The organism is Streptomyces sp. N35 (genome assembly GCF_016464295.1).
Classification (GTDB): domain Bacteria; phylum Actinomycetota; class Actinomycetes; order Streptomycetales; family Streptomycetaceae; genus Streptomyces.
The window spans coordinates 20,948-41,548 of sequence record NZ_JAEIMH010000041.1 but is presented as its reverse complement, the minus strand read 5'-3'; the positions used below and the strand labels follow the sequence as shown (position 1 = coordinate 41,548).

13 protein-coding genes are annotated in these 20,601 nt (G+C 64.9%); 3 read left to right on the top strand and 10 right to left on the bottom strand.

What is annotated here, in order from left to right; all coding sequences use genetic code 11:
- Window positions 1–110: 110 nt before the first annotated feature.
- The 3 genes from JAO81_RS22545 to JAO81_RS22535 form a co-directional block, all read right to left on the bottom strand.
- Window positions 111–860, bottom strand: coding sequence for a C40 family peptidase (locus tag JAO81_RS22545; RefSeq protein ID WP_307813564.1), 750 nt, complete (start codon window positions 858–860; stop codon window positions 111–113).
- A gap of 437 nt (window positions 861–1,297) precedes the next feature.
- Complete coding sequence (locus JAO81_RS22540; protein WP_199549727.1) at window positions 1,298–2,281, bottom strand: magnesium and cobalt transport protein CorA; 984 nt, start codon at window positions 2,279–2,281, stop codon at window positions 1,298–1,300.
- A 222-nt stretch (window positions 2,282–2,503) separates the two neighbouring features.
- Complete coding sequence (locus JAO81_RS22535; RefSeq protein ID WP_199549726.1) at window positions 2,504–3,247, bottom strand: hypothetical protein; 744 nt, start codon at window positions 3,245–3,247, stop codon at window positions 2,504–2,506.
- Window positions 3,248–3,607: 360 nt separating this feature from the next.
- Here JAO81_RS22535 and JAO81_RS22530 point away from each other — a divergent pair, with 360 nt between their 5' ends.
- Window positions 3,608–4,042, top strand: coding sequence for a GreA/GreB family elongation factor (locus JAO81_RS22530; RefSeq protein WP_307813563.1), 435 nt, complete (start codon window positions 3,608–3,610; stop codon window positions 4,040–4,042).
- Between the two features lie 1,321 nt (window positions 4,043–5,363).
- Here the strand turns inward: JAO81_RS22530 and JAO81_RS22525 are convergent.
- Window positions 5,364–6,128: an RNA polymerase sigma factor gene (locus JAO81_RS22525; protein ID WP_199549724.1), complete on the bottom strand. Its 765-nt coding sequence runs from the start codon at window positions 6,126–6,128 to the stop codon at window positions 5,364–5,366.
- Window positions 6,129–7,128: 1,000 nt separating this feature from the next.
- On the opposite strand from JAO81_RS22525, the gene JAO81_RS42665 reads away from it, so the two are divergent.
- A complete protein-coding gene (locus JAO81_RS42665) occupies window positions 7,129–7,674 on the top strand; it encodes a M23 family metallopeptidase (protein WP_374194332.1) in 546 nt (181 codons plus the stop codon).
- Here JAO81_RS42665 and JAO81_RS22515 read toward each other — a convergent pair.
- The 6 genes from JAO81_RS22515 to JAO81_RS22490 all read right to left on the bottom strand — a co-directional run bounded on the left by JAO81_RS22515 (window position 7,671) and on the right by JAO81_RS22490 (window position 17,676).
- Window positions 7,671–8,582, bottom strand: a complete 912-nt coding sequence (locus JAO81_RS22515; protein ID WP_199549722.1) for a hypothetical protein — start codon at window positions 8,580–8,582, stop codon at window positions 7,671–7,673. The two genes, JAO81_RS42665 and JAO81_RS22515, sit on opposite strands and share 4 nt — an antisense overlap.
- Window positions 8,583–8,631: 49 nt before the next feature.
- Complete coding sequence (locus JAO81_RS22510) at window positions 8,632–9,336, bottom strand: TrkA family potassium uptake protein (protein WP_199549721.1); 705 nt, start codon at window positions 9,334–9,336, stop codon at window positions 8,632–8,634.
- 7 nt (window positions 9,337–9,343) lie between these two features.
- Complete coding sequence (locus JAO81_RS22505) at window positions 9,344–10,744, bottom strand: potassium transporter TrkG (protein ID WP_307813562.1); 1,401 nt, start codon at window positions 10,742–10,744, stop codon at window positions 9,344–9,346.
- Between the two features lie 1,301 nt (window positions 10,745–12,045).
- Window positions 12,046–12,957 (bottom strand): cation diffusion facilitator family transporter, encoded by a 912-nt coding sequence (locus tag JAO81_RS22500; RefSeq protein ID WP_199549720.1) that lies wholly within the window; start codon window positions 12,955–12,957, stop codon window positions 12,046–12,048.
- 533 nt (window positions 12,958–13,490) lie between these two features.
- Window positions 13,491–15,605, bottom strand: a complete 2,115-nt coding sequence (locus JAO81_RS22495; protein WP_199549719.1) for a glycosyltransferase family A protein — start codon at window positions 15,603–15,605, stop codon at window positions 13,491–13,493.
- Window positions 15,595–17,676 (bottom strand): hypothetical protein, encoded by a 2,082-nt coding sequence (locus tag JAO81_RS22490; protein ID WP_199549718.1) that lies wholly within the window; start codon window positions 17,674–17,676, stop codon window positions 15,595–15,597. The genes JAO81_RS22495 and JAO81_RS22490 overlap by 11 nt, the downstream gene beginning before the upstream one ends.
- A gap of 482 nt (window positions 17,677–18,158) precedes the next feature.
- On the opposite strand from JAO81_RS22490, the gene JAO81_RS22485 reads away from it, so the two are divergent.
- Window positions 18,159–20,576, top strand: coding sequence for a glycosyltransferase (locus JAO81_RS22485; protein WP_199549717.1), 2,418 nt, complete (start codon window positions 18,159–18,161; stop codon window positions 20,574–20,576).
- Window positions 20,577–20,601: the final 25 nt, after the last annotated feature.

Below are 20,601 nucleotides of genomic sequence, written 5' to 3'. Positions count from 1 at the left end.
CCAGCCCTTGGGGGGCTGGGCATTCGCCGTTCAGACCGAGCACAGTGCGCCGACGCCATTCGGGCCGCTACGTCGCCACCGTCAGCGGCTCCTGCGTGGCAACCCGAAGGTCACAGCACGCGGACCGCGCCGCTGGCCGGGTACCCGGCCAGTGAGTGGATGGCTACGCCCGTGCGGGGGTTGGCCGCGTCCAGGTACTGGCCGTTCCCGATGTAGACGCCGACGTGATAGGCGGAACCCGTGCTGCCCCAGTACAAGATGTCCCCTACCTGCAGGTTGGACAACGAGACCTGGGTGCCGGTCGCCGACTGCGCCTGAGACACGCGTGGCAGGTTCACGCCGACGGTTTTGAAGGCAGCCTGGACCAGACTGGAGCAGTCGTACGCCGTTGGGCCGCTGGCCCCCAGTACGTACGGCTTGCCAACCTGGGCCCTGAGGAAGGCGACCACTGTGGACACACTCCCGGAGGTGGGAGCAGTGCCCTTGGGGGAGTATCCAGTCCCCGCTCCGCGAGCAGCCGTGTTCGCGACTGGCTGTGACACACGTTCCTTCGCGGCCTGCTCGGCTGCCTGTTTGGCCCGGGCTTCTGCCACCCGTCGCGCCTCTGCTGCCTTGCGGTCTTGCTCCGCGCGCTCCGCCGTCGCCCGCGCCTTTGTGGCGTCCTTGGCCGCCTGGGCCACGGCATTCGCCTCTGCAGCCTGCAGCGAGAAGGCATCGGCGGCTTGTTGCGTCGCCGTGGCGGCTTCCGTCAGAGATTCGCTGGACTCGAGAACCAGGGTCTGCGTGTGAATCGTGTCGCTCGACGGCGGCTCTTCGGCTTGTGCGGGTCCGGCGACACCGGCCACTACGAGGGTGCCCAAGATGCTGCCGGAAACTCCGGTGCCTATGGCGAAACTGGCGGAGCTCCGGTGTGGCTTTCGATGCCGGGGAATGTATGCAGTGCGGGACATGAGAGTAAGTGCTATCAGGTTTGGGCGAGTTGATTCAAGAATTGTGCACTGCGTCACTTTGGTGATCAATTCCCGGGATCTGATGCCGATTTGCCGCTTCTTCAACGTTCGGCCTGACGAAAGTTGATTGCGTGGATGGGACAATTTCAGGAGTGCTCGGGACTGTCTTCAACTTTCGGCTGGCTACGGCATGTTGGAAGTTGAGGCAAGTCGTTCACGGGAGCCTGTTGGGCAACGTGGGGAAGGTCATGAAAAGTCCCGTTGAAATCATGGTCAAGGGCACGAGCTGGTGCGCTGCGGCAACGAGCGGAACGTGCTGCTATCGGCGACAGACGCCACACGCCGCGCTAGAGCCAGCCGCGCCGCTTGAATGCGCGATACAGGCCAACGACGGCAGTGGCCAGCACGACCAGTGTCAGGGGATAGCCCCAGACCCAGCTGAGTCCGGGCATGTGGTCGAAGTTCATCCCGAAGATCCCGGCGATGAGAGTGGGCATCGCGGCCATCGCGGCGTACGCGGAGATGCGCCGCATGTCATCGTTCTGCCGCACCCCGACCTGGGCGAGATGGGCAGCCAGGATGTCCGACACCAGTCGATCCAGGGAATCAACGGATTCGTTGACCCGGGTCAGATGGTCCCCCACATCACGGAAGAAGGGCTGGGCCCCGGAGCTGACAAAGGGTATGTGCGCGCGAGAAAGGCGGTCGACAGGCTCGGCTAGCGGGCCCGTTGCCCGGCGGAACTCGACGACCTGCCGCTTGAAGGCGTAGATCTTGGCAGCCGCCCCATCGGTCATCCCGGCTTTGTCGGAGAACACCTCGACCTCCAACGCCTCCAGGTCCTGCTGGAGTTCAGCTGCCACGGCCACGTACTCGTCGACCACTTGGTCACTCACGGCGTAGAGCACGGCGGTCGGTCCGTGCCGAAGCACTTCGGGCTGGTGCTCGAGCCTGTGGCGCACCTCGCGCAGACTGCTGCCCGTCCCGTGGCGGACGGTGACAACGAACGAATCCCCTGCGAAGAGCATGATTTCGCTGCTGAGGACCCGCTTGCCGTCGGCCTCGTACGTGATCGGCTTCAGACCGAGATGTACGGCCTGAGCACAGCCGTCGAGCTTCGGTCGCTGATGGTCCGTCAGGGCGTCCTCGATCGCGAGCGGTCCTAGTTTCAGTGCTTCGGCGACATGCGCGAATTCCGCGTCGCTCGGCTCATACAGACCCATCCACAGGAACGAATCACCGCGTTGCCTGGCCTCCCTCAAGGCGGTGGCGAAGTCGTCGGGACTGCTGTCGCGCAGACCGTCGCGGTACACGGCGCAATCTACGATCACCTCACACCACCCCGACCGCGGACAGGGGAAGAGCCCTGGCCCGCGCAGGCAGCTCGGCTTTGGCAGACGGGGTGGGGCGGCCTGCGCTGCCGCTGGCCAAATGACGGCCGACTTCTTCGAGGGCCTTCATGAGCACTGTTTCTCTACTTCCTGCGGGCTTGGTGGAACCACTGTTGCTCGGAGGCTGCGGCGCCCCCTGAGGGGCCGCGTTTCCGGGCGCTTCTAGCGGCCGGCGGCCAGCTCGTAGAGTTCGGCGGGTTTGGCGTGCGAGAGAATGACCGCGTGCGCCGTGCCGCCCGGCTCCCGGACTACCCCGGTGTGTGGGTGCGCGTGCAGCAGCAGTGGGTCGATGTCGGCCCGGTCGAGCAGGAGGCGCTGCGGCTGCGGCAGGACGACGGTGCTGGCACGCTCGCGCAGCGCGCTCACCGGCACTGCCGAGGGCGCCAACTGGCTGATGTCGGCGACCAGATGATGCCCGGTGCCTCCGCCGTGGTGCAGGACGTCGTGCAGCAGACGCAGGACGCCGGCCAGATGGGTGTCCTCCCGGGCCATCCGACTGAGCCGGTGCAGGCCGTCGATCACCATCACCTGAGGAGCGGCGGCGTACGTCCCCGCATCACGGTGGGCGACGACGTCGGTGTGGAAGTCCACGATGGCTGCAGCCATGGCGTCGACGTTGGTCACGACCTTGATCGCGCGTACACGGTTGAAGTACTCGAAGTTGGCGCCGTAGTCGGCGTCGAGCAGGGTCACCTCGCATCCGACCCGTGCCGCATGGGCGCTGATGAGCGCCATCGTCGAAGTCATGCCGGAGCCGGTGCCGCCGAACGCAAGGATGTGGGGATGGCGGCCAAGGTCGATCTTGACGGCGGCCCGCGTGTGCGGGTCGGTGCCCACCTCGATTGTCAGCCCGCGCCGAGACGGCTCAGCGTCGTGCTGCTGCGCACCGGACGCAGAACGGCTCATGACCACTCCTCAAACCTGATGAAAGATAAACGTCCCCGCCCGGATCCGGGATGGGTTCTCCCCGAAGGGAGGCAACCGGCGGCGGCACATGACGTGATCGGGGTGCCGTGAGATGCGAGTGCGCCGACTTCTGGTCTCGCCTCGGAGACAACAGGCCGTAGTGGCCGGGGAGGGATGCCGGCGCGAAGCGGCCCAGAGGGAGGGCGCGTCGAAAGGCGCACTCATGTCAACTTTCGCCCGGGATTTTGCGGAGATTCGGCGGCTAGCGTGGGCAATTCACCCGCACCGGAGCCAGCACCCGGTGCGGGTGTTTCTGCGAATCCGTCGCAGATGCACCGGACGAGACTTGGGGAAGACGTTGTGAACACCGACGCGACCGCTACGACTTGGCTCACGCGGGATGCCTACGAGCGACTTCAGGCGGAACTGGCACAGTTGAGCGGGCCTGCCGCCGAGCATGAGGACGAGCACGATGCCGCTGTGCGCGGGCTGCGCGCACAGCGGCTCTCCGACGTGCTGCGCGACGCCCGCGTCGGGGACGTTCCTCCGGACGATGGCATTGTCGAACCGGGAATGGTCGTGACCGTCGCTTTCCCGGATCGGCCACAGGAAACGCTGACCTTCCTGATGGCTACCCGAGAACTTGAGGCCCATGGCATGGATACCTACTCGCCCGGGTCGCCGTTGGGTCAGGCCGTCGCCGGACACAAGCCTGGCGACACCGTCGACTATCAGCTGCCGAACGGTACCGGCGGGGTCGCCACCATCCTGGCCGCCCGGCCGTACTCGGACTGACTCCCACGGGACCGGGGCCCGTCCTGTCGGCGGCGGGTGGGGATTCTTCGGCGAGTGTGGGCGACCCGGGGCGGCCCACCACCAAGGGGGGGAGGCCGGCGGCACCGGCGCCCCAGCCGTGACTGGCTGAGGCCCCGAGGCTTGAGGACGCAGCCAGCAAGGTCAGGCCGGACCAGGCCCGCTGCAGGGTGATCAGAGCAGTTTGGGCGTTGCGGGCCGCGGCGCCGGCCGGACCGCCCAGCTGGGAGAGTCCGCGTAGACCCGAGCACTGCCTGTCCAGGGAGGCGAGGGGCGCGCGGAAGCTGTCGGGCAGGGCGCGGCGTTGGAGGGCGCGTTTGCCTGGCTTGGTGGTGGAGATCCCGAGCATCGACTCCAGCAGAAAGAGCGTGGGAGGTACCAGTAGGCCGCCAGGGACCTGGGCGAGTATGCCGATCAGCCGACGCTGCTGGGCGGTGGCGATCGGCGCGGACGAGAGCCTGAGCTGCGCCCTCCGCACCTGTGCGAGGAGAGAGTTCTGGACGACCGTGAGGCGCTGTATCGCAGAGACCGACGTCTCTGATGCGGGTGCGTGCGTCGAGAGGGTCTGCGCGAGGTGAAACAACCAGACGCTGTTGGCCTCCAGCCGCACCGCGCTGAGCATCAGGAGGTCCAGTCGATTGAGTTCCTCATCCGGCTCCGAGAATCGAATGACAGGCACCAACGCTGCCTTACGGGCGGCTTGTTCGGCCTCGGCGCTGGTCCGGGGCTTGCGCTCCGGTGCCCAGTTGAGCAGGGCGAGGTTGGCAAGCCCGGTGAAGCGAGGCTGTGCCAGACGACTCGAGATCGTGGTCCACAGATCCAGGAAGTCCGGCGGTACGGTGGCACGCGCGGCAGGCGAGATCGGATCCATAGCGGGCCAGCCGCAGGCGGCGACGATGACCCCGATGCGCATGGACACCGCCGCCGCGTTGCGTGGTGCCAGGCGGCTGGCCCGTTGCCTCAACCCCCAGAAAATACCCTCTTGTTCGGCCTGGCCTACGGCATCGTGCACCTCGTGCTGACTACTGGTGCGGGCGCCGAGTTGCGCCAGGAGATCGAGTTGTGCCCACTGTCCGGTGAGTGCAGCCATGGGTGGACGTACGGGCAGAAAGCCACGTGCGTTCGGGTCGTAGAGCTCATGAACGGAGATCGGCATTATCTTGCATCCTGATCGGTCGCTTTCGCTCGCCAACTCGAAGCAGGCGACCGGCGTTGGGGAATCCGAGGCGGGCCGGGCACAACAGGCGGTGGAGCATAGTCGGGGTGGCTTGAGCCGGGAGACCGTCCCGCGGGGCAATCGGGTCTATGCGGCGCGCTTGGCCGGCAGCGCAGAGTTGATCTGTTCGAGATGCCGTCGCTTTTGGCGGCAAGGCGCGCATGTCTGCAGGTGCGAGGCGATGGCCAGCCGATAGCGGTTGACCGCCCTGCCACGCAGCGAGTCAGCGATACGGTCGAGGATGCGCGAGCACTCCTTGTCCTGTGCGCTCACATGGCTGCGCAGGAACTGTGTGCGCAGCGCCTCCTTCGCTCGATACACGAGCGACGAGGCAGACGCAGGGGCGATACCCAGCTGCTGGGCTATCTGGGACGCCGACTTCTCCTCTATCGCGGCACTGCGCAGCGCCGACTTCCATTGGTCGGACAAGCCGTTGTACGCCTTTAGCGCAGTGGTGGAGTCGAATTCGGCGAGCAGAACGTCCTGTTCTTCCAGCGGAGAGTCCAGGATGTCGGCGACCGGCTGTTCACGCTCGCGTCGCTGATTGCGACGGGCTGCCGCGCGACGGGCGGATACCCGAAGATAGCCCGCCACATTCCCCACTGGCCCACGCCCGCCCCGAAGGGCCTGCAGCATGGCCAGCATGGCCTCAGACACCGCGTCGGCGGCATCTGAGTCGCAGCCTCGGCAGAACTGCGCCGCGTAGGCCCGCACGGCACTCACATGACGCTCCCACAGGAGGCTGAACGCCCGCTCGTCGGCGTCGCGTACCAGCTGGCACAGCTCTTCGTCGCTGAGGCTGGAAAGGCTGCCATCGACGGGCCGGAACCGGGCCTGACTGACTGTCGTCATCGTCGCTTCGCCTCACGTTTCTGGACTCGATGTCTTCGATGCGGCGAGTCCAGACTCAGCGGCACGGGCGGGGTGTTGCCTCCTCGAAGGTCTAAGGGACTGGCCATAGGTTGATATCTGGCTGGCTATAGGAGTACTAACGGGCAAATTGCCTCGCCCCTCGGTGTGTACCGCGATCAATGTTCACGCGGGACGGCGGGATTGCGCTGTTGGTGAGGGAGTTGAGACAGCGCAGGGCACAGACATGGTGTCGAACCTTCACTCCCTGCTGCAGGGAAGAGCAAGGCGGCCGGACGGGGCGCCGAGTCGACCTATCGCCGAAGCCGAGTCCGGAGCCGCTCCGCATCGCAGGAACCTGTCAGGCGACCATGGGCGACTCCGCGTGGACCAACTCGCCGGTCGCTTTGGAGTCATTGGGAGATTGCGTTGACGCCGGTGCTCAGACGCCGGCTTACACATGGCAGTGACTGACTGCCGATGCCACGCTTCCACGATGCGTCAGCCGGACGCCTTGCTGGGAAGTCGGCCGCTTCCTGGCTATTCGGGAAGACGGCACGTGCACTGCAGGCGGGGGTTAGATCCAGGCCAGTTTGCCAACTGCGGCGGGGCCTCCGGAAGGAAGCTTCATTGCGGCCGGGGCGCGACCCGGCATATCGCACGGCTCAGCCCATGCGCCTTTCCGGCGGGGTTGCTCGAGTGCCCACGGCGGGTGCAGCTGCTGTGAATCCCTGCACGGGATGGTTGCCCTAGGGATCCATATCGATCCTCGGGACCAAAGTCCCGGCGGCGGCAATGGTGACGGTCCCCCTTCGGCCGCTCGGTTGTCGACTTTGGGGGGCATTGCGCAGAGGCGCGCGGCCTGAACCTGGATATGTCGGTAGTGAGCCGCTTGAGCCTTCAATCGCTCATTCACGATCTGGCGACTCCTTGGATTCCTGGGTGCGGTAGTCGATTGCTGCACTCGTTCGTCCTGGCGCCCCCTCTACGTAAGGAAATGCGCATGCCCTTCGCACCCACCCCCTCCGCTCGTTGTGCTCGCATCATCGCCGCCCTCTCTGTCGCCGTGATGGCCGCCTCGGCCTCCACGGCTGTGGCTGCGGAGCCGGTGCGTGGGCAAGTCGTGGCGGCAGTTTCGGCGGATGGCGCTCGAGGTTCCGCCCCTGTCGACAGCGCTCCGGGCACCAGCTACCGCACGCCGGGTGGGTGGGCCGCCGGCTACCACACTGGTGTCGACTTTCCGGTTCCGAGCGGCACCCCCATCAAGGCCGTGAATGCAGGTCACGTCGTTGCGGCCGGTTGGCAGGGCTCATACGGCAACACGGTGATCATTCAGCACGATGATGGCATCTATACGCTTTCCGCTCACATGACGTCACTCTCTGTTGCCGCGGGGCAGCGTGTGGAGACGGGGCAGCAGGTCGGACTGTCGGGCTCCACGGGCAACTCGACCGGTCCCCACCTTCACTTTGAGGCACGCACTGGCAACAGCTACGAAGCGCACATCGACCCCGTTGCCTACCTCAATCGCATAGGCGTTGCCCTTTAGTGCTGCGGTGCCTCGGAGCGGGACTGATCCGCGAGGGAGGGCGAGCCTGTCAGAGACGCCAGCATGCGCCTGGTGTTGTGGAGCTGCTCGCTGATGCTGTCACGCTGGTCGGCCAGGACTGCCAGGCATCGCTCAGATTCCCCTGAGATCCGGCTGGCGTCGGCGAGGGCCTTGGCGAGTATCCGCGCGGCTTCCGCTTCGGCAGTCTCCAGTTGATGCTGTGCGCTGCGCTCCGCGGCAGCGAAGTCGGCCTCGGCGCCTTGCCGGCTTTCCTCGCCCTTACGCTCCGTGCGCGCTCGCAATTCCTCGGCGAGCTCGAGGCGTGCCGCGAGCTCCTCATCGGCCTGATCACGGCGCTGTGCCAGGCGAACAGCTACCTCGACAGTGACTGATTCTGCCTCTTGACGCACGGTGTCTGCATAGGCATCAGCCTTCGTACGCCGGGCTTGGGTGTCCGCGGACGTGGCGTCTCGCATCTCGATCGCGGTCTGTTCCGCTTTGCGCAACAGATGTTCGGCCGCTTCCTCGGCAGCCATGCGTACAGCGCCCGAGGCCTCGGCTGCAGCCTGCGAGCTGCGGCGGGCCTGGGCATCGGCCAGGTGCATCTGCGTTGCGGCGTCCTCCGAACCGCGGGTGCGTACCGACGCCGCCTCCTGTGCCGCGAGCCGATGGATCCGTCCGGCCGAGACGCTCAATGACTCGTACGAGACCGCCGCTGCGGCTTCTTCCTGTGCCGCGGCGACCGTGTACGCCTGTCGCTCGGCATCGGCGAGCTGCTTGTTGAGCGCGGTTATCCGACGGAGCGCGGCTTGCTGGTCGGAGAGGATGCGGGCCGTGAGGCCATCGACGCTGCCGCGCGCGTAGCCGCGACGGGCGACGTCGAATCCGTACGGAGAGGTTTCACTCATCGGGTGCACCAGTTCGTGTGGGGGAGAGCGGAGCCTGCGGCCGATGGCGTCAGGGCAGGTTGGAGAAGCTGTCCACGGCATCGGTGCGGCCAGTGACGATCAAGATGTCGCCCGGGTCGACCACTGTGTCGGCGGAGGCGTGGGCGAACTCGCCGCCGGACTTCTTGACCGCGACGACGGTGACGCCGAGAAGGGTGCGCAGCTTGCTCTCGCCGAGCGGGACGCCCCGTGTGATGGCGGGTGCGCTCGTCTTGACGAGCGCGAAGTCCTGGTCGAGGCGGAAGAAGTCCAGCATGCGTCCGGTGACGAGATGGGCCACGCGCTCACCCATTTCGTGCTCGGGCAGTACGACATGGTGAGCACCGACGCGCTCGAGGATCTGGCCGTGTCGTCGGCTTGTGCCCTTGGCCCAGATCGTGCGGCAGCCGAGGTCGGCAAGGTTGGATGTGACCAGCACACTGGCCTCGATGGAATTTCCGATGGCAACGACGACTCGGGTGTACTCGTGCAGAGCGAGTTGTTCCACCGCTTCAGGCTCGGAGCAGTCTGCGACGACGGCGTGGGTGAGCTCCTCGCTCATGCGCTGGACCCGCAACACATCGGTGTCGATGCCCAGTACATCCCAGCCGTGGCGGACGAGTTCGGTCGCCAGAGAGGAACCGAAGCGGCCGAGACCGATGACGGCAACCCGCTGATCCGTCGGCGCGATGCCGTGTCGGGCCCTTGGGGTACGGCGGGACAGCAGTCGGTTCAAGGTAGTGCTAGCCGATGACAAGGCGCTCCTCGGGAAGACGGTAGTGATGGCGGCGATCGCGCAGGGCAAGAGCCGATGCCAGGGTGGCCGGGCCGATCCGGCCGATGAACATCAGGAGAATCAGGACGATTTGGCCGCTGGCGGGGAGCCCACCAGTGATGCCGGTGGATGATCCGGTCGTGCTGAATGCCGATACGGCCTCGAAGAGCACGGCCTCGGTAGGCAACCCGGTCAGTTCCACCAACAGGAGGGTGGCGATGGTGACCAGGCCGACGCCGAGCAATGCGATGGTGATGGCCTGGCGTAGCAGAGTCTCCGCCAGGCGGCGTCCCATGATCTCCACGTCGCGATCGCCGCGGACCTCGGCCCGGATGGTGGCGGCTAGGACGGCAAACGTCGTGACCTTGATGCCGCCCGCGGTTCCGGAGCTGCCGCCGCCGATGAACATCAGCACGCAGGTCGCCAGGATCGTCACGGTGTGCAGGGCGCCGGTATCGAAGGAAGCGAACCCCGCGGTCCTGCTGATCGCTGTATGAAAGAGCCCGTTGAGGAGCTTGTCGCTCCAGTTCATCGAGCCGAGTGTATGAGCGTTCGACCATTCCAGGAGACAGGTCAGGAGGGTGCCGCTGAACAACAGGGCGCCGGTGACAACCACCGTGAGCCGGGTCTGGGCCCGAAGCCGGTGGGGGACCGCGCCCCGTGCTCTGCGCCGCGTACCGCGCAGCAGCTCGAACAGAACGGGGAAGCCGATCCCGCCGAGGACCACCGCGCCTGTGATCGGCAGCAGGACCCAGGGGTCGCCGGAGTAGCTGACGACGTTGTCGCTGCGCAGCCCGAAGCCGGCGTTGTTGAAGGCCGACACGGCGTGGAAGCCGCCGCTGAACATGGCGTGTCCGACGGACTCGCCGTACGCGAAGTGGAACCGGCAGGCCAGCATTAGCCCTGCGGCCGCCTCGATCACAACAGTGGTCTTGGCGATATTGAGCAGCACGCGGCGTACGTCTCCCTGCCCGCCGCTCTTGGTCTCCGCCTGAGCGTTGAGTTCCATCCGTAGCTTGAGCCGGCCAGAGACGAGTAGGCCGAGAAGGGAGGCGAACGCCATGATGCCGAAGCCGCCGAGCTGGATCAGGACGATGATGACCACCTGTCCCGCATCGCTCCACTGGGCTGCGTCGACCACGTTGAGGCCGGTGACGCAGACAGCTGACGTGGCGGTGAAAAGTGCGGACAGAAAGGTCGGACCGTCAGCTCCGCTCGAGGACTGCGGCAGCCACAGCAGGATTGCGCCCACAAGGATCACTGCCGCGAACCCCGCCGACCCCACACTGGCGGGGCGGGCGGCCAGGCGCCACAGCCGATGGCCGCCGGGCAGTGCGTGTCGGGGGGTGGGGCCTTCGAGGGCGGGCACCGGACGCTTCCTTCCTGTCTGACGTGAACTCGCCGGGCCCGCGAGCGGGTGGCCCGGTCACGCCCTGCACTGTTCAGGCGCGCGATGCCGGTAGCGGGCAGTCGCACGCAGGGATGGAGTGCGCCGGTGCTGGTCCATGACGGCATTGATCGGCCAAGTGGGAGGTTGCGCACCAGAGTTGATCAACCTTTGGCAGCAAGCATCAACTATCGGTGCCTGCACTGGCGTACGCCGATCTGCGAGATTGCAGGTGTCGGCAACGTTGGGGATATCCACTGGCGAATCCCCACCACTACCCCCCCAGTGGTTCGTGCCGATCAAGCGGTCCGGTGCGGCATCTACCCCCCTTGCCATACCGGGCCGCTTTCGCTGCAGCCTGAACCCATCCAGAACCCCTGCCACCGTTGGCCGCAGGTGATCGGTATAGGCGGAAGTGGACGCCAAGCGGCGGGACTTGACGACCTCCAGGCGATCCGCGAGCTGCACGACACGGGCAGCGTCTGGTCGGCCTGCCGACGCAACCGCTGCCCACAATCCGAGCGGCGGTGATCCTGGCTGTTCGGCCAGCTGCTCGATGGCCGTCACGCCCAGCCTGAGGGGATCGCTCATCGTCCGCTCGGCGTGCCGTTGAACGATTGGGAAGCGGCAACCCTATGCGGCATCGCGACAAATCATTACGGTGTACGGCGAGTTCGCGCTCTTCGGCTGCGGGAATCCTGGCCTGTCGGGTTCCGGGCGACGCTGCTGATCCTGGACGGAGCGTAGGTAGAGCAAGTGCCTCTAGAGGGTGGGGTGTTGTGCACTACGCCCCTATAACCCGGCGACCGATTTCCTGCCCACGCTACGGCCCCCTATGGGTGAGGCGTCACGGCGGATGCGGATGTTGTCTCGCGGACAGTTCTCTCGCCGCATGCGTAGTCGCCGCCCGGGGCCGGGTGCCGTCGCCGCTTCGCCGATCCAGTCCACAGCGATGGTGGCGAGCGAGCTTGATCTGCGCGGCGGTCAGCGAAGCCGGAGGTCTCCACCCAACCCCCGTTCGCACTGCCGTCACACTGGGTCCAGGCCCGGTCGTGGGCGAACACGTACTGTTCGATGTCGCCGGCCTGCGGGATCCAGAAGGATCTGTATCCCGGCGCAACGTGCGGCTGCGGCAGGCTGGCGAGTGCCGATCGCCGCTCGGACGGAGCACCGCGGTCATTTCGGCCGGCGGTGGAGCCGGATCAGGGAATTATGAGTCCAGGCCGCCTTGCCAGCGGGAATGGCGGGTAGCTGCCAACGTCCACTGCAGCAGGACGAGGACCTTAGCCGCGGGCGATGTCCGGTTCCAGGTACATGACGCAGTTCATGGCAAGCGCCGCCCGAACACGTGCCTCGGCCTCGTCAATGGCGCGTGCCACCTCCGTCACCGTGTTGTCGTGGTCGACGCTGATGCGGGCCGCGATCAGCAGGTCTTCGGGGCCCACGTACATGGTTTGGAGTCCCAGTACGCCTGTGACGGTCTTGCCGTCGATCAGGGCGGCGCGGATGGTTGCGGTGTCCTCGTCGCTGGTGCCTTCGCCGAGCAGCAGGCTCTTCGTCTCAACGGCCAGGACCAGGGCGATGAGGACGAGCAAGATGCCGATGCACAGGGTGCCGATGCCGTCCCAGACGCCGTTTCCGGTCAGGATCGCGATGCCCACGCCGATCAACGCAAGGATCAGCCCGCAGATCGCGCCCATGTCCTCCAGGAGGATGACGGGCAGTTCGGGTGCCTTGGCGCGGCGGATGAACTGCCACCAGCTCTGCTTGCCGCGCACTGCGTTGGACTCCTTGACCGCTGTGCGTAGTGCGAACGCCTCGGCCACGATGGCGAAGATCAGCACGCCGACGGGCCAGTACCAGTGGTCGATCGCGTGCGGGTCGGAGATCTTGTGCCAGCCTTCGTACAGGGCGAACAGGCCACCGAGCGTGAACAGCACGATGGCGACGATGAAGCTGTAGACGTAGCGTTCCCGGCCGTAGCCGAACGGATGCTGCGCCGTCGCCGCACGCTGGGCACGCTTGCCGCCGATGAGCAGCAGAGCCTGATTGCTGGAGTCGGCAATCGAGTGAACACCCTCCGCCAGCATCGAGGACGAGCCGCTGAAGACCCAGGCCACGAGCTTCGCCGCCGCGATGGCGAGATTGGCGCACAATGCCGTAACGACCGCCTTCGTACCGCCGCCTGCCGCCATCTTCTCGCCACTCCTCGGATACGGGCGGCGCATGGAGGCGACGCCCCGTTGCCACGATCGTCACCGCTGCCCCAGTGGCTTGCACCTTGGCGCACCAAACTCAGACGCGGAGGCGAGCTCCGTCATGGTGAAGTTCCCGCTGCCTGGTGCAGGGTGTGCGGCTTGTGGCGCGCGGTGCCGCGCCAGGCCGTGTGCGGTGCGGAACCGAACTGCATAGCGTAGTTGGCGAGGGCAATCGCCTGATGTGGCCGCACACTCGACGGGAGATCACCCCCAGCTCGGCGTACCGGTACAGATCGAGGGTGCGCCTGGCGTTCCACAGAGTTCGCGGTCTTGTAGCGAGGACGGGACTGCTTGGACTGGGTCCGCGAGGAAACCGGGATCATCCATCCAGATTGCGCAACGCAAGGACGGAGGATTCCGGCACACCTGGGCCGCGGCGGACGCGCCATTGGTGATGGCGCCCTATGAATAGCTGGCGAGCGGCCAGGAGAGCGCAATCTACCTGGCTACTCCACCGCGCAGCACACCCACTAGCCGCGGCGGATCCGACCGAACAGCCTTGCAGGCCACGATCGATCCAGGTGCCCAAAGTCGCCACTCCGGATGCTCAGATTGTGCGCCTTGGTCAGGTACGGAAAGAGGAGGGATTTGCGCGCAGACCTGCGCGACGGATGCACGTCCTCCTGTTCCAGGAACGTCGCCGCTGAGACCCGCACGTCTGTCGTCTCCTGGCCGCGCCGGAATCGAAGATAGGCATCCCAGACGCCCGGGCGCAGTTGATGCGGGAGCGCGATGGTGGCCACATGCCCGATTGCGTGCGGCGGGACCGCAGGAGCCGGGAGAGTCTCCTCGATGGGCCGGGGAGATCCGCCGGCCGGGCTCTGTCCCCGGCGCGCTGCGGGCATGTCCAACACGTCAGGGAAGGCGATGGATTCCCCAGGAAGGACGAGCTCCTCGTGCTCGGCGCGGTGGCGCAACACCAGCTCGACCTGCGTGGGCATGCTGCTGTCCTTGGCCAGCCAACCGCCACAGGTCAACTGCAGCGCACCCTTGGACCACGCTGCGTCGGCCACGTATGCGTGGGAGCCGGGTGAGCGGCTATGCCCTACGTCGAGGCTGAGGCTGCGGTTCCGCCGTGTGACGTACATTTCTCCGTCGAAGTAGGATCCGCCCGGCACCACATGCTCCCAGCGAGGTGGAAGACCCTTGCCTTGCGTGAGGTGTCCGGCGCTGAGCCGGGACGAGACGGCGACATCGGAGCTGAGCGACGCTTCGACGTGAAGGTCCCAGATACCACGGGACAGGGGCACTCCCGCGTCGGCGGTGAGGAGACCGAATTCGCCACGCCACCCGATGATGTCGGCTCGCGGGGAAGTGAGAGGCGTCACCGAGTACTCAATACGACGTTCATCGTGCCTTGAGGTCAGGACGAGGCGCATCGCGGCGTTGTCCACGGCGATTCCGGGCGCGGAGAACCAACCGGTCAGCATGGCCGATTCACCAGAGCGCATCACGGATACTGTGGTGGCCGTGGCCGACAAACGGTCGGTGACGTCGTAGGTCCACTCCGGGACTGCGACGGACGGGTCCCGAAAGTAGGGGAGCACCGCGTAAATGCGGTCCCCGTACTGCATTTTCGTAACATCATCACTGGTCGGAAGGCCCTGCGTGAATACCTCGCGGACGAGGTCGCGCCGGTTCATCAGCAGCAACTGGATGGCGAGTCGCTGCTCCGGGTCAAGGATATGCAGAGCCCCCACGGAAGCGAAGTGGGCGACTGCCTGGCGCATGGTGTCGAAATCCTCGTCCCGGGCTTCCGTCCCTTCCGCACCCCATCGCTTGAGGAAACCGACGACGTCCGAGAGGTGGCGCACAAGCAGGGTGTCACGGGCCGGCCCCTCGGGGACGGACCGAACCAGGTTGATCATCGCCAGGATCGGTGATTGAACACGCGATCTCGAGTTGAACTTACGGGACAGGTTCTCGCCGGGGACCAGGGACCAGTAGTAGCAGTCATAGTCGGCGACAATTGAGATTTTGGACGTGTTGAGGAGAGCCAGAGACGTGAACACAATGTCCTCTCCGTACTCGACCTCTTCGTTGAAGCTGAGGCCCAGCTGATCGAGGAACCCCCTGCGGAACAGCTTGAAGACCACAAGATTTCGATAGACGTTGGAAGAGAACACATCCGTAACGGCCATGTTTTCTCGGAACATTGAAGTGGCGGGCTTGCGTCCACCCACGCCCACCAATTTTCCAAGCACGATGTCTGTACCGTTTGATTCGGCCATGTGGAGCATGCGTTCCAGAGCTTCCGGCCCCAGCCAGTCGTCCGCGTCCGCGAAGAAGACATAGCGACCTCTGGCATGGCGAAGGCCGATGTTACGTGGGCCCGCGGGCCGGCCCATGCGGGGGATGGTCAGCATGCGGAGGGAACTGAACTGGCGTGCGAGACGCTCGAGTTCCTTCGCCGTACCGTCGTCCGATGCGTCGTCCACGACGATGATCTCGATGCGGTGCTCGCCGAGTGACTGTTGCGCGATGGAGGTGACGCATCGTTCGATCGTCAGCACCCCGTTGTGGACGGGAACGATGACAGTGATGTCGGGGACGTTGTACGGAGTCGACTCCGGGCTAGAGAACATGGGTAGGTGAGCCGTCTTCTGTCAGTGCCACAGCGCCGTCCGACGCGTCGCTGGTGAAGGGGGAAGCTGTGATGGGTTCGGCGAGCGTTCCCACGGGGAAGTCCGCGAAGCCGCGCGCGAGCAGCCGATCCGTGGCGTCCGTGAATGACATCGTAGAGTTCTGGTATTCCTCACCCAGGAGGAAAGACCTCAGTGTGTCTCGGCGACTGCCCATGTAATCGGCGTCCACGTTTCGGACGGCCTCCAGGATGTTGGGCAGCGCGCTCAGATCGGGGGTGAGAAGGTATGCGGCCCCAGCCACCGAGTTCTGTGCCAGATATTCATCAGTCGGAGTGCTGCGCGGGTTGGTCAGTGCGTAGGGTTTCCCGCTCGCGACGAAGTCAGACACGACGCTTGAAATATCGCTGATCATCACGTCCGCGTGGTTGAAACATTCGAAGACGCTGGGGAGCCGGCCAGTGGAGACGTAGTGTGCGTTCCCGCTGTAGGCCTGGCGGAAGAGCTGGTGCCACTTCTCGTAGGCTGCTCGCAGCCGCACCACGCGCTCCTCTTCGGTGAGCCGGTAGGCAGGGGAGTCGCGCCCGCGGTCCAGCAGGATGTCGATGCGCCCCTGGAGCCGTCCCATCTGGTGGAGGAGCTCCGGGTCAGGTTTGAGGTCAGGCGAATCCGCATGGCGGAGTGCGTTGTCCTGGTCGAGCAGGTTCAGGATGGCCCGGTGTGCAGCAGCGGCGTCCGGTGATCTGAAGCCCAGCAGGGGATGCGGCCGATAGATGATGCGGCCCTGGGGATTGGCTTCAAGCAGCGTGCGGACGAGACGCTCACCCATCACTACAGCCGAGCTGTAGTCGGCGTCGCTGGTCCAGCCCTCCCAGGTGGGTGCGTAGAGAACAGTGGGGTGGGCGATGCCCTCGCCGAGCCACGACTGGACGGGGGCGAGCTGAGGTCGCCCCACTTCAACAATGTCCTTGTCGCGGATCGCGGTGCGCACACGCGCGTAGCGGGCGCGTCCCGCGGCGCCGGCGACCCACACTTCATCGTAGATCTTGCTCGCTCGGTTGCTGCTGGCCAGCTTGTCGCTGTCGCCGTGGCCGATGAACACATGCTTCACCTCGGCGCGCTGGAGCATGTGCACGTTCTTTCCGGCATTGCCGGGGTACAGGGCAACCCGAAGGTGCGGGAACTTGATCTCCGCTAGATCGTCCGCCTTGGGTACGCAAACCACAGGTATCGAGGTCGGGGCCAAGAGGTCCATTGACGCCCGCTCGCGAAGAATGATCACTGCCGATTGCGGAAGAACCTCCATCGTTTCCAGCCACATGTTCACCTGGTACATGAAGTCTTTGCTCACAGCTGCGAAACTGAAATAGATGGCAACTTGTGGACGATGCAAGTCGACCGCGCGGTTGACGGCGAAGAGAATGTCTTCCCTGGAGGGAATTGAGTGCGCGCGCAGTATTTGGGGCAGGATGGCGAGTAGAGCACCGATCGCGGCACCGGCGGTAAGTACTGCTCCGAGAGTCGCGTATATCGTCGACGAAGTGGGCACGCTCACCAGCAGGCCGAGGACGGCTGGGATGTCCATATACAGGAGCTTGCGCACATATTTGCGATAGAGGATGTTCGGCGGGAGCGGAGGAGGAATGAACTCCGAGAGGTCAAGGGCTCTCACCGTCACCGGGAGTGCGCGGTGCTGGCCTGCGATGTATCGCATCCCCATGGCGTACAGCAGTTGTGCCGCGAAAAGGATAAGCAGGGCGGCGATGGTAAATCCTGCGACTTCGCGCAGTTCACTACTCACCCCGTACGCGAGGAATCCGAGCAGCATCATTTCGCGTAGGGTGAATCGAATGGTCAGCCCGAAACGCGACTGGCGGAGTCGTGCAAGAATGGAATCTTGAGCGTGCGGCAGTAGGAAATCGACGGAATAGCTTACAAGTACAGCCAGCGTGAAAACCCAGTAGGACGGGAGTAGCGCTCCAGCCGCCATTGCCAGGTAGCTGCCGATGAGTAGCGTCAGGAACAGATGGTCGCCTGATACCCGCCTGCTCACAGGGTGCTGAGTACTGGTCATCGTTCCTTGCCTAATCATTAGCGCTAGGGTCGCTTGGGCATGTAAGGGATGCGCGATACCGCGACGGCAGCCGTCTGCTGCAACCTAACAACCGTAGCGCCCCACGGCTTCTTGCCAATGAGTCAAAAGTTGACTTCTGTAAACCATGGATGATGACTTTATTCGATCCGTGAAAATTGCAAATTGTGAACGTTTGGCGATATGAGACTTCGCGCTATTAGTATTGACAGAAAGGGGATTGTGGCGTCCCTCTCCGGTTCCCCTGCGCAATTGAGTGGGTGAGGTCGAGGACCATCGCGGAGTGCAGGGGGTTCGTCCATTCGACAGGTCCGCGCTGCGCAGCAGCAGTGTGCTGCGTCCCGTGTGGCAACAACCGACTTTGGCGGCAAGAGTGTCAACCTTCGATGCTGTTGCGGCGCTCCCGCTATCCATATCCTTGAAGCCTGCCCGAGTTCGCCATGCCTGCCCGAAGGACTCCGTTCATGCTGTCTGCTACCCGAAACGCCAATCCCGGCACCGGCCCTATGGTCTCTGTCATTGTCGCGGTATATAACGCGATGCCGTACATTGTCGAATGCATTGATTCTCTGCAACGTCAAACTATAGGCATCGAAAATATCGAGATAATCGCCGTGAACGATGGTTCGACGGACGGCAGCGGAGCAGAGCTGGATCGAATCGCGGAACGTGTGCCGCAACTGCGGGTCCTGCATCAGGAAAACTCCGGCGGTCCGAGCCAGCCGCGCAATAAGGGGTTTGACGTCGCTCGCGGGCGCTACGTCTACATACTCGATGCCGACGACTATATCGGCCCTGAGGCTCTAGAACGGCTCGTGGCCATGGCCGAGGAGCAGCAAAGCGATGTGGTGCTCGGAAAGATGGTCGGACTCGGCCGTGGCGTGTCTGAACTGGCCTTCAAGCATGCCAAGCGAGCAGATCTCTACAAGTCTGAGATATATCGCTCTCTCGGTCCGCAGAAATTGGTTCGGCGTAGCCTGATCGAGGCCAACAAGATTCGATTCGCCGAGGACCTTTGGCTGGGCGAGGACCAGATCTTCTGCACAGAGATTTTCCTTGCGGCCACGGCGATTTCCGTGGTGGGTGATTATGACTGTTATTACGCCCGTCGCAGGGAGGACGGCCAGCAGCTGACCCGCCGTGAGAAGACGCCGTACGAGCGCGTCGCACACATCGAGCGGGTCATGGCGCTCATTTCGGAGCGCGTCACGGATCCGGACAAGCGCCGCATACTACTCGCGCGCCACTTCCGCGCGATCATCGACAAGACCGTACTGATCGTCGTCAAGTCGAATACTGTCGACGAGGCATTCCGCCAGGAGACCTACCGTCTTGCCAAGGCGCTGTGCGACACATACTGGGAAGATGCCATGGCCGCGCATCTGCCGGCGCTGAGCTGGCTGAGGCTGTACTGCTTCTTGAACGGCAAGCTCCCCGAGCTGGAGATCCTCGCACGCTACAAGCAGCCAGACGATCTGAAGGACCTCGTCGAGGTCGGCCGGGTGTTGCGGCCCTACCCGTTCTTCCGGGACCCGGAAGCTCGTATACCGGATGCCATCTTCGATGTGACGGATCGGCTGAAGATGCGCCATGAGGTCACCGACGTCCGGTGGGCCCCCGACGGCACGCTGGCCGTATCCGGCTTCGGATACATCGACAGAGTCGACACCCGCGGCGTCTCGACCGTACTTGTCCTGCGTGAGCGTCACGGAAATGGTTCCTGGACGGTGCCACTGCTGCACACGGCGAGCCCGCAGCTCACAGAAGAGCGCGGGCGCGGTGTGTACGAGTTCGGAAACGCAGGCTGGCAAGCGGCCCTTGACTTCGACTCCATCGCAGATGGCGAACCACTCCGCGCCGGAATCTGGGACCTGTGGCTCAGCGTGCAGACCCAAGGCGTCATCAAGGAGACTCGTTTGGTTCCGCCGCGCCGCGCGGGCTGGGAGATGCCGGCCAGTAGGGCGCAGGGTGTCACTGGTGCCACCGTGTCTCCGTACCGTACGAAGGGCAACAAGTTCGCGGTCGATGTAGGCGGTACGTTTCGCGGCCCCACCGCGCGCGGTCTTCTCACCGAGCAGCGTTGGGCAGGTGATGCGCTGCACTTTCAGGGCGCGGGCTGGATTGAGAACTTTCACGGCCGCGATGTCCAGCCACAGGTCGTCCTGCGTTGCCGGCAGTCCGGGGACGAGGTGTTGGTGCCTACTCGTGAGGAGCCTGTACCGATGCCGGCTCTCAGCGAGGTTGCGGCGCCTGGTGTCGCAGCGAAGGTCGGCTTCGCGGCGTCACTCGATCCGATGACTGCGTTCAAGGGACATCCCCTTCCCTACGGGGTGTGGGACGCATTCGTACGCCTGACCGCGCCCGGCGTCCAGCTTGATGCGCGACTGCGGGGTGCGAAGGCTCTGTCCTTGCAAGAGCTGTGGCGGGTACGGGCGATGACCGGGGGGCGTGAGGACTTCCACCTCGTCACGCCGTATCTCACCAAGCACGGGTACGCGGCCATCGATGCCGAAGGCAATTTCTTCACGCCGCACAACCAGCTGTTGATCTCTGATGTGAGGCGACACCCTCGTAACCGGGAGGACATCGTCGTCCGCGGACGTGTGGGCGTCGTCGGCGTTGGATCGGACGACGTGGTCCTGCGCGTGACGGATGGCAACGGTGACGACCACACGTCCCACGTGCGGCTGACACTGCCTTGGTCCGACGATCCGGTCCCCGAGGCCGCCGGGCCGGAGAAGAATGTGGCCGGTTGGCCGGCGTTCACGGCCGTGGTCAGGGTCGGTGATGTCAGTCGTTTTCGGCGACCGCAGATCGCGGCACGGCTCGAGCTGTCCACTTCCGGCCGCGTCTTCGAATCCGATACCTACACAGGAAGATGACTGACGCAAACTCGTCACACAGCAG

Bases quoted from the DNA above. Each gene is read 5' to 3' on its own strand.
- JAO81_RS22535 (WP_199549726.1), bottom strand. From the start codon at position 3,247: ATGAGCCGTTCTGCGTCCGGTGCGCAGCAGCACGACGCTGAGCCGTCT.
- JAO81_RS22525 (WP_199549724.1), bottom strand. From the start codon at position 6,128: ATGACGACAGTCAGTCAGGCCCGGTTCCGGCCCGTCGATGGCAGCCTT.
- JAO81_RS42665 (WP_374194332.1), top strand. From the start codon at position 7,129: ATGCCCTTCGCACCCACCCCCTCCGCTCGTTGTGCTCGCATCATCGCC.
- JAO81_RS22515 (WP_199549722.1), bottom strand. From the start codon at position 8,582: ATGAGTGAAACCTCTCCGTACGGATTCGACGTCGCCCGTCGCGGCTAC.
- JAO81_RS22500 (WP_199549720.1), bottom strand. From the start codon at position 12,957: ATGGCGGCAGGCGGCGGTACGAAGGCGGTCGTTACGGCATTGTGCGCC.
- JAO81_RS22495 (WP_199549719.1), bottom strand. From the start codon at position 15,605: ATGTTCTCTAGCCCGGAGTCGACTCCGTACAACGTCCCCGACATCACT.
- JAO81_RS22490 (WP_199549718.1), bottom strand. From the start codon at position 17,676: ATGACCAGTACTCAGCACCCTGTGAGCAGGCGGGTATCAGGCGACCAT.
- JAO81_RS22485 (WP_199549717.1), top strand. From the start codon at position 18,159: ATGCTGTCTGCTACCCGAAACGCCAATCCCGGCACCGGCCCTATGGTC.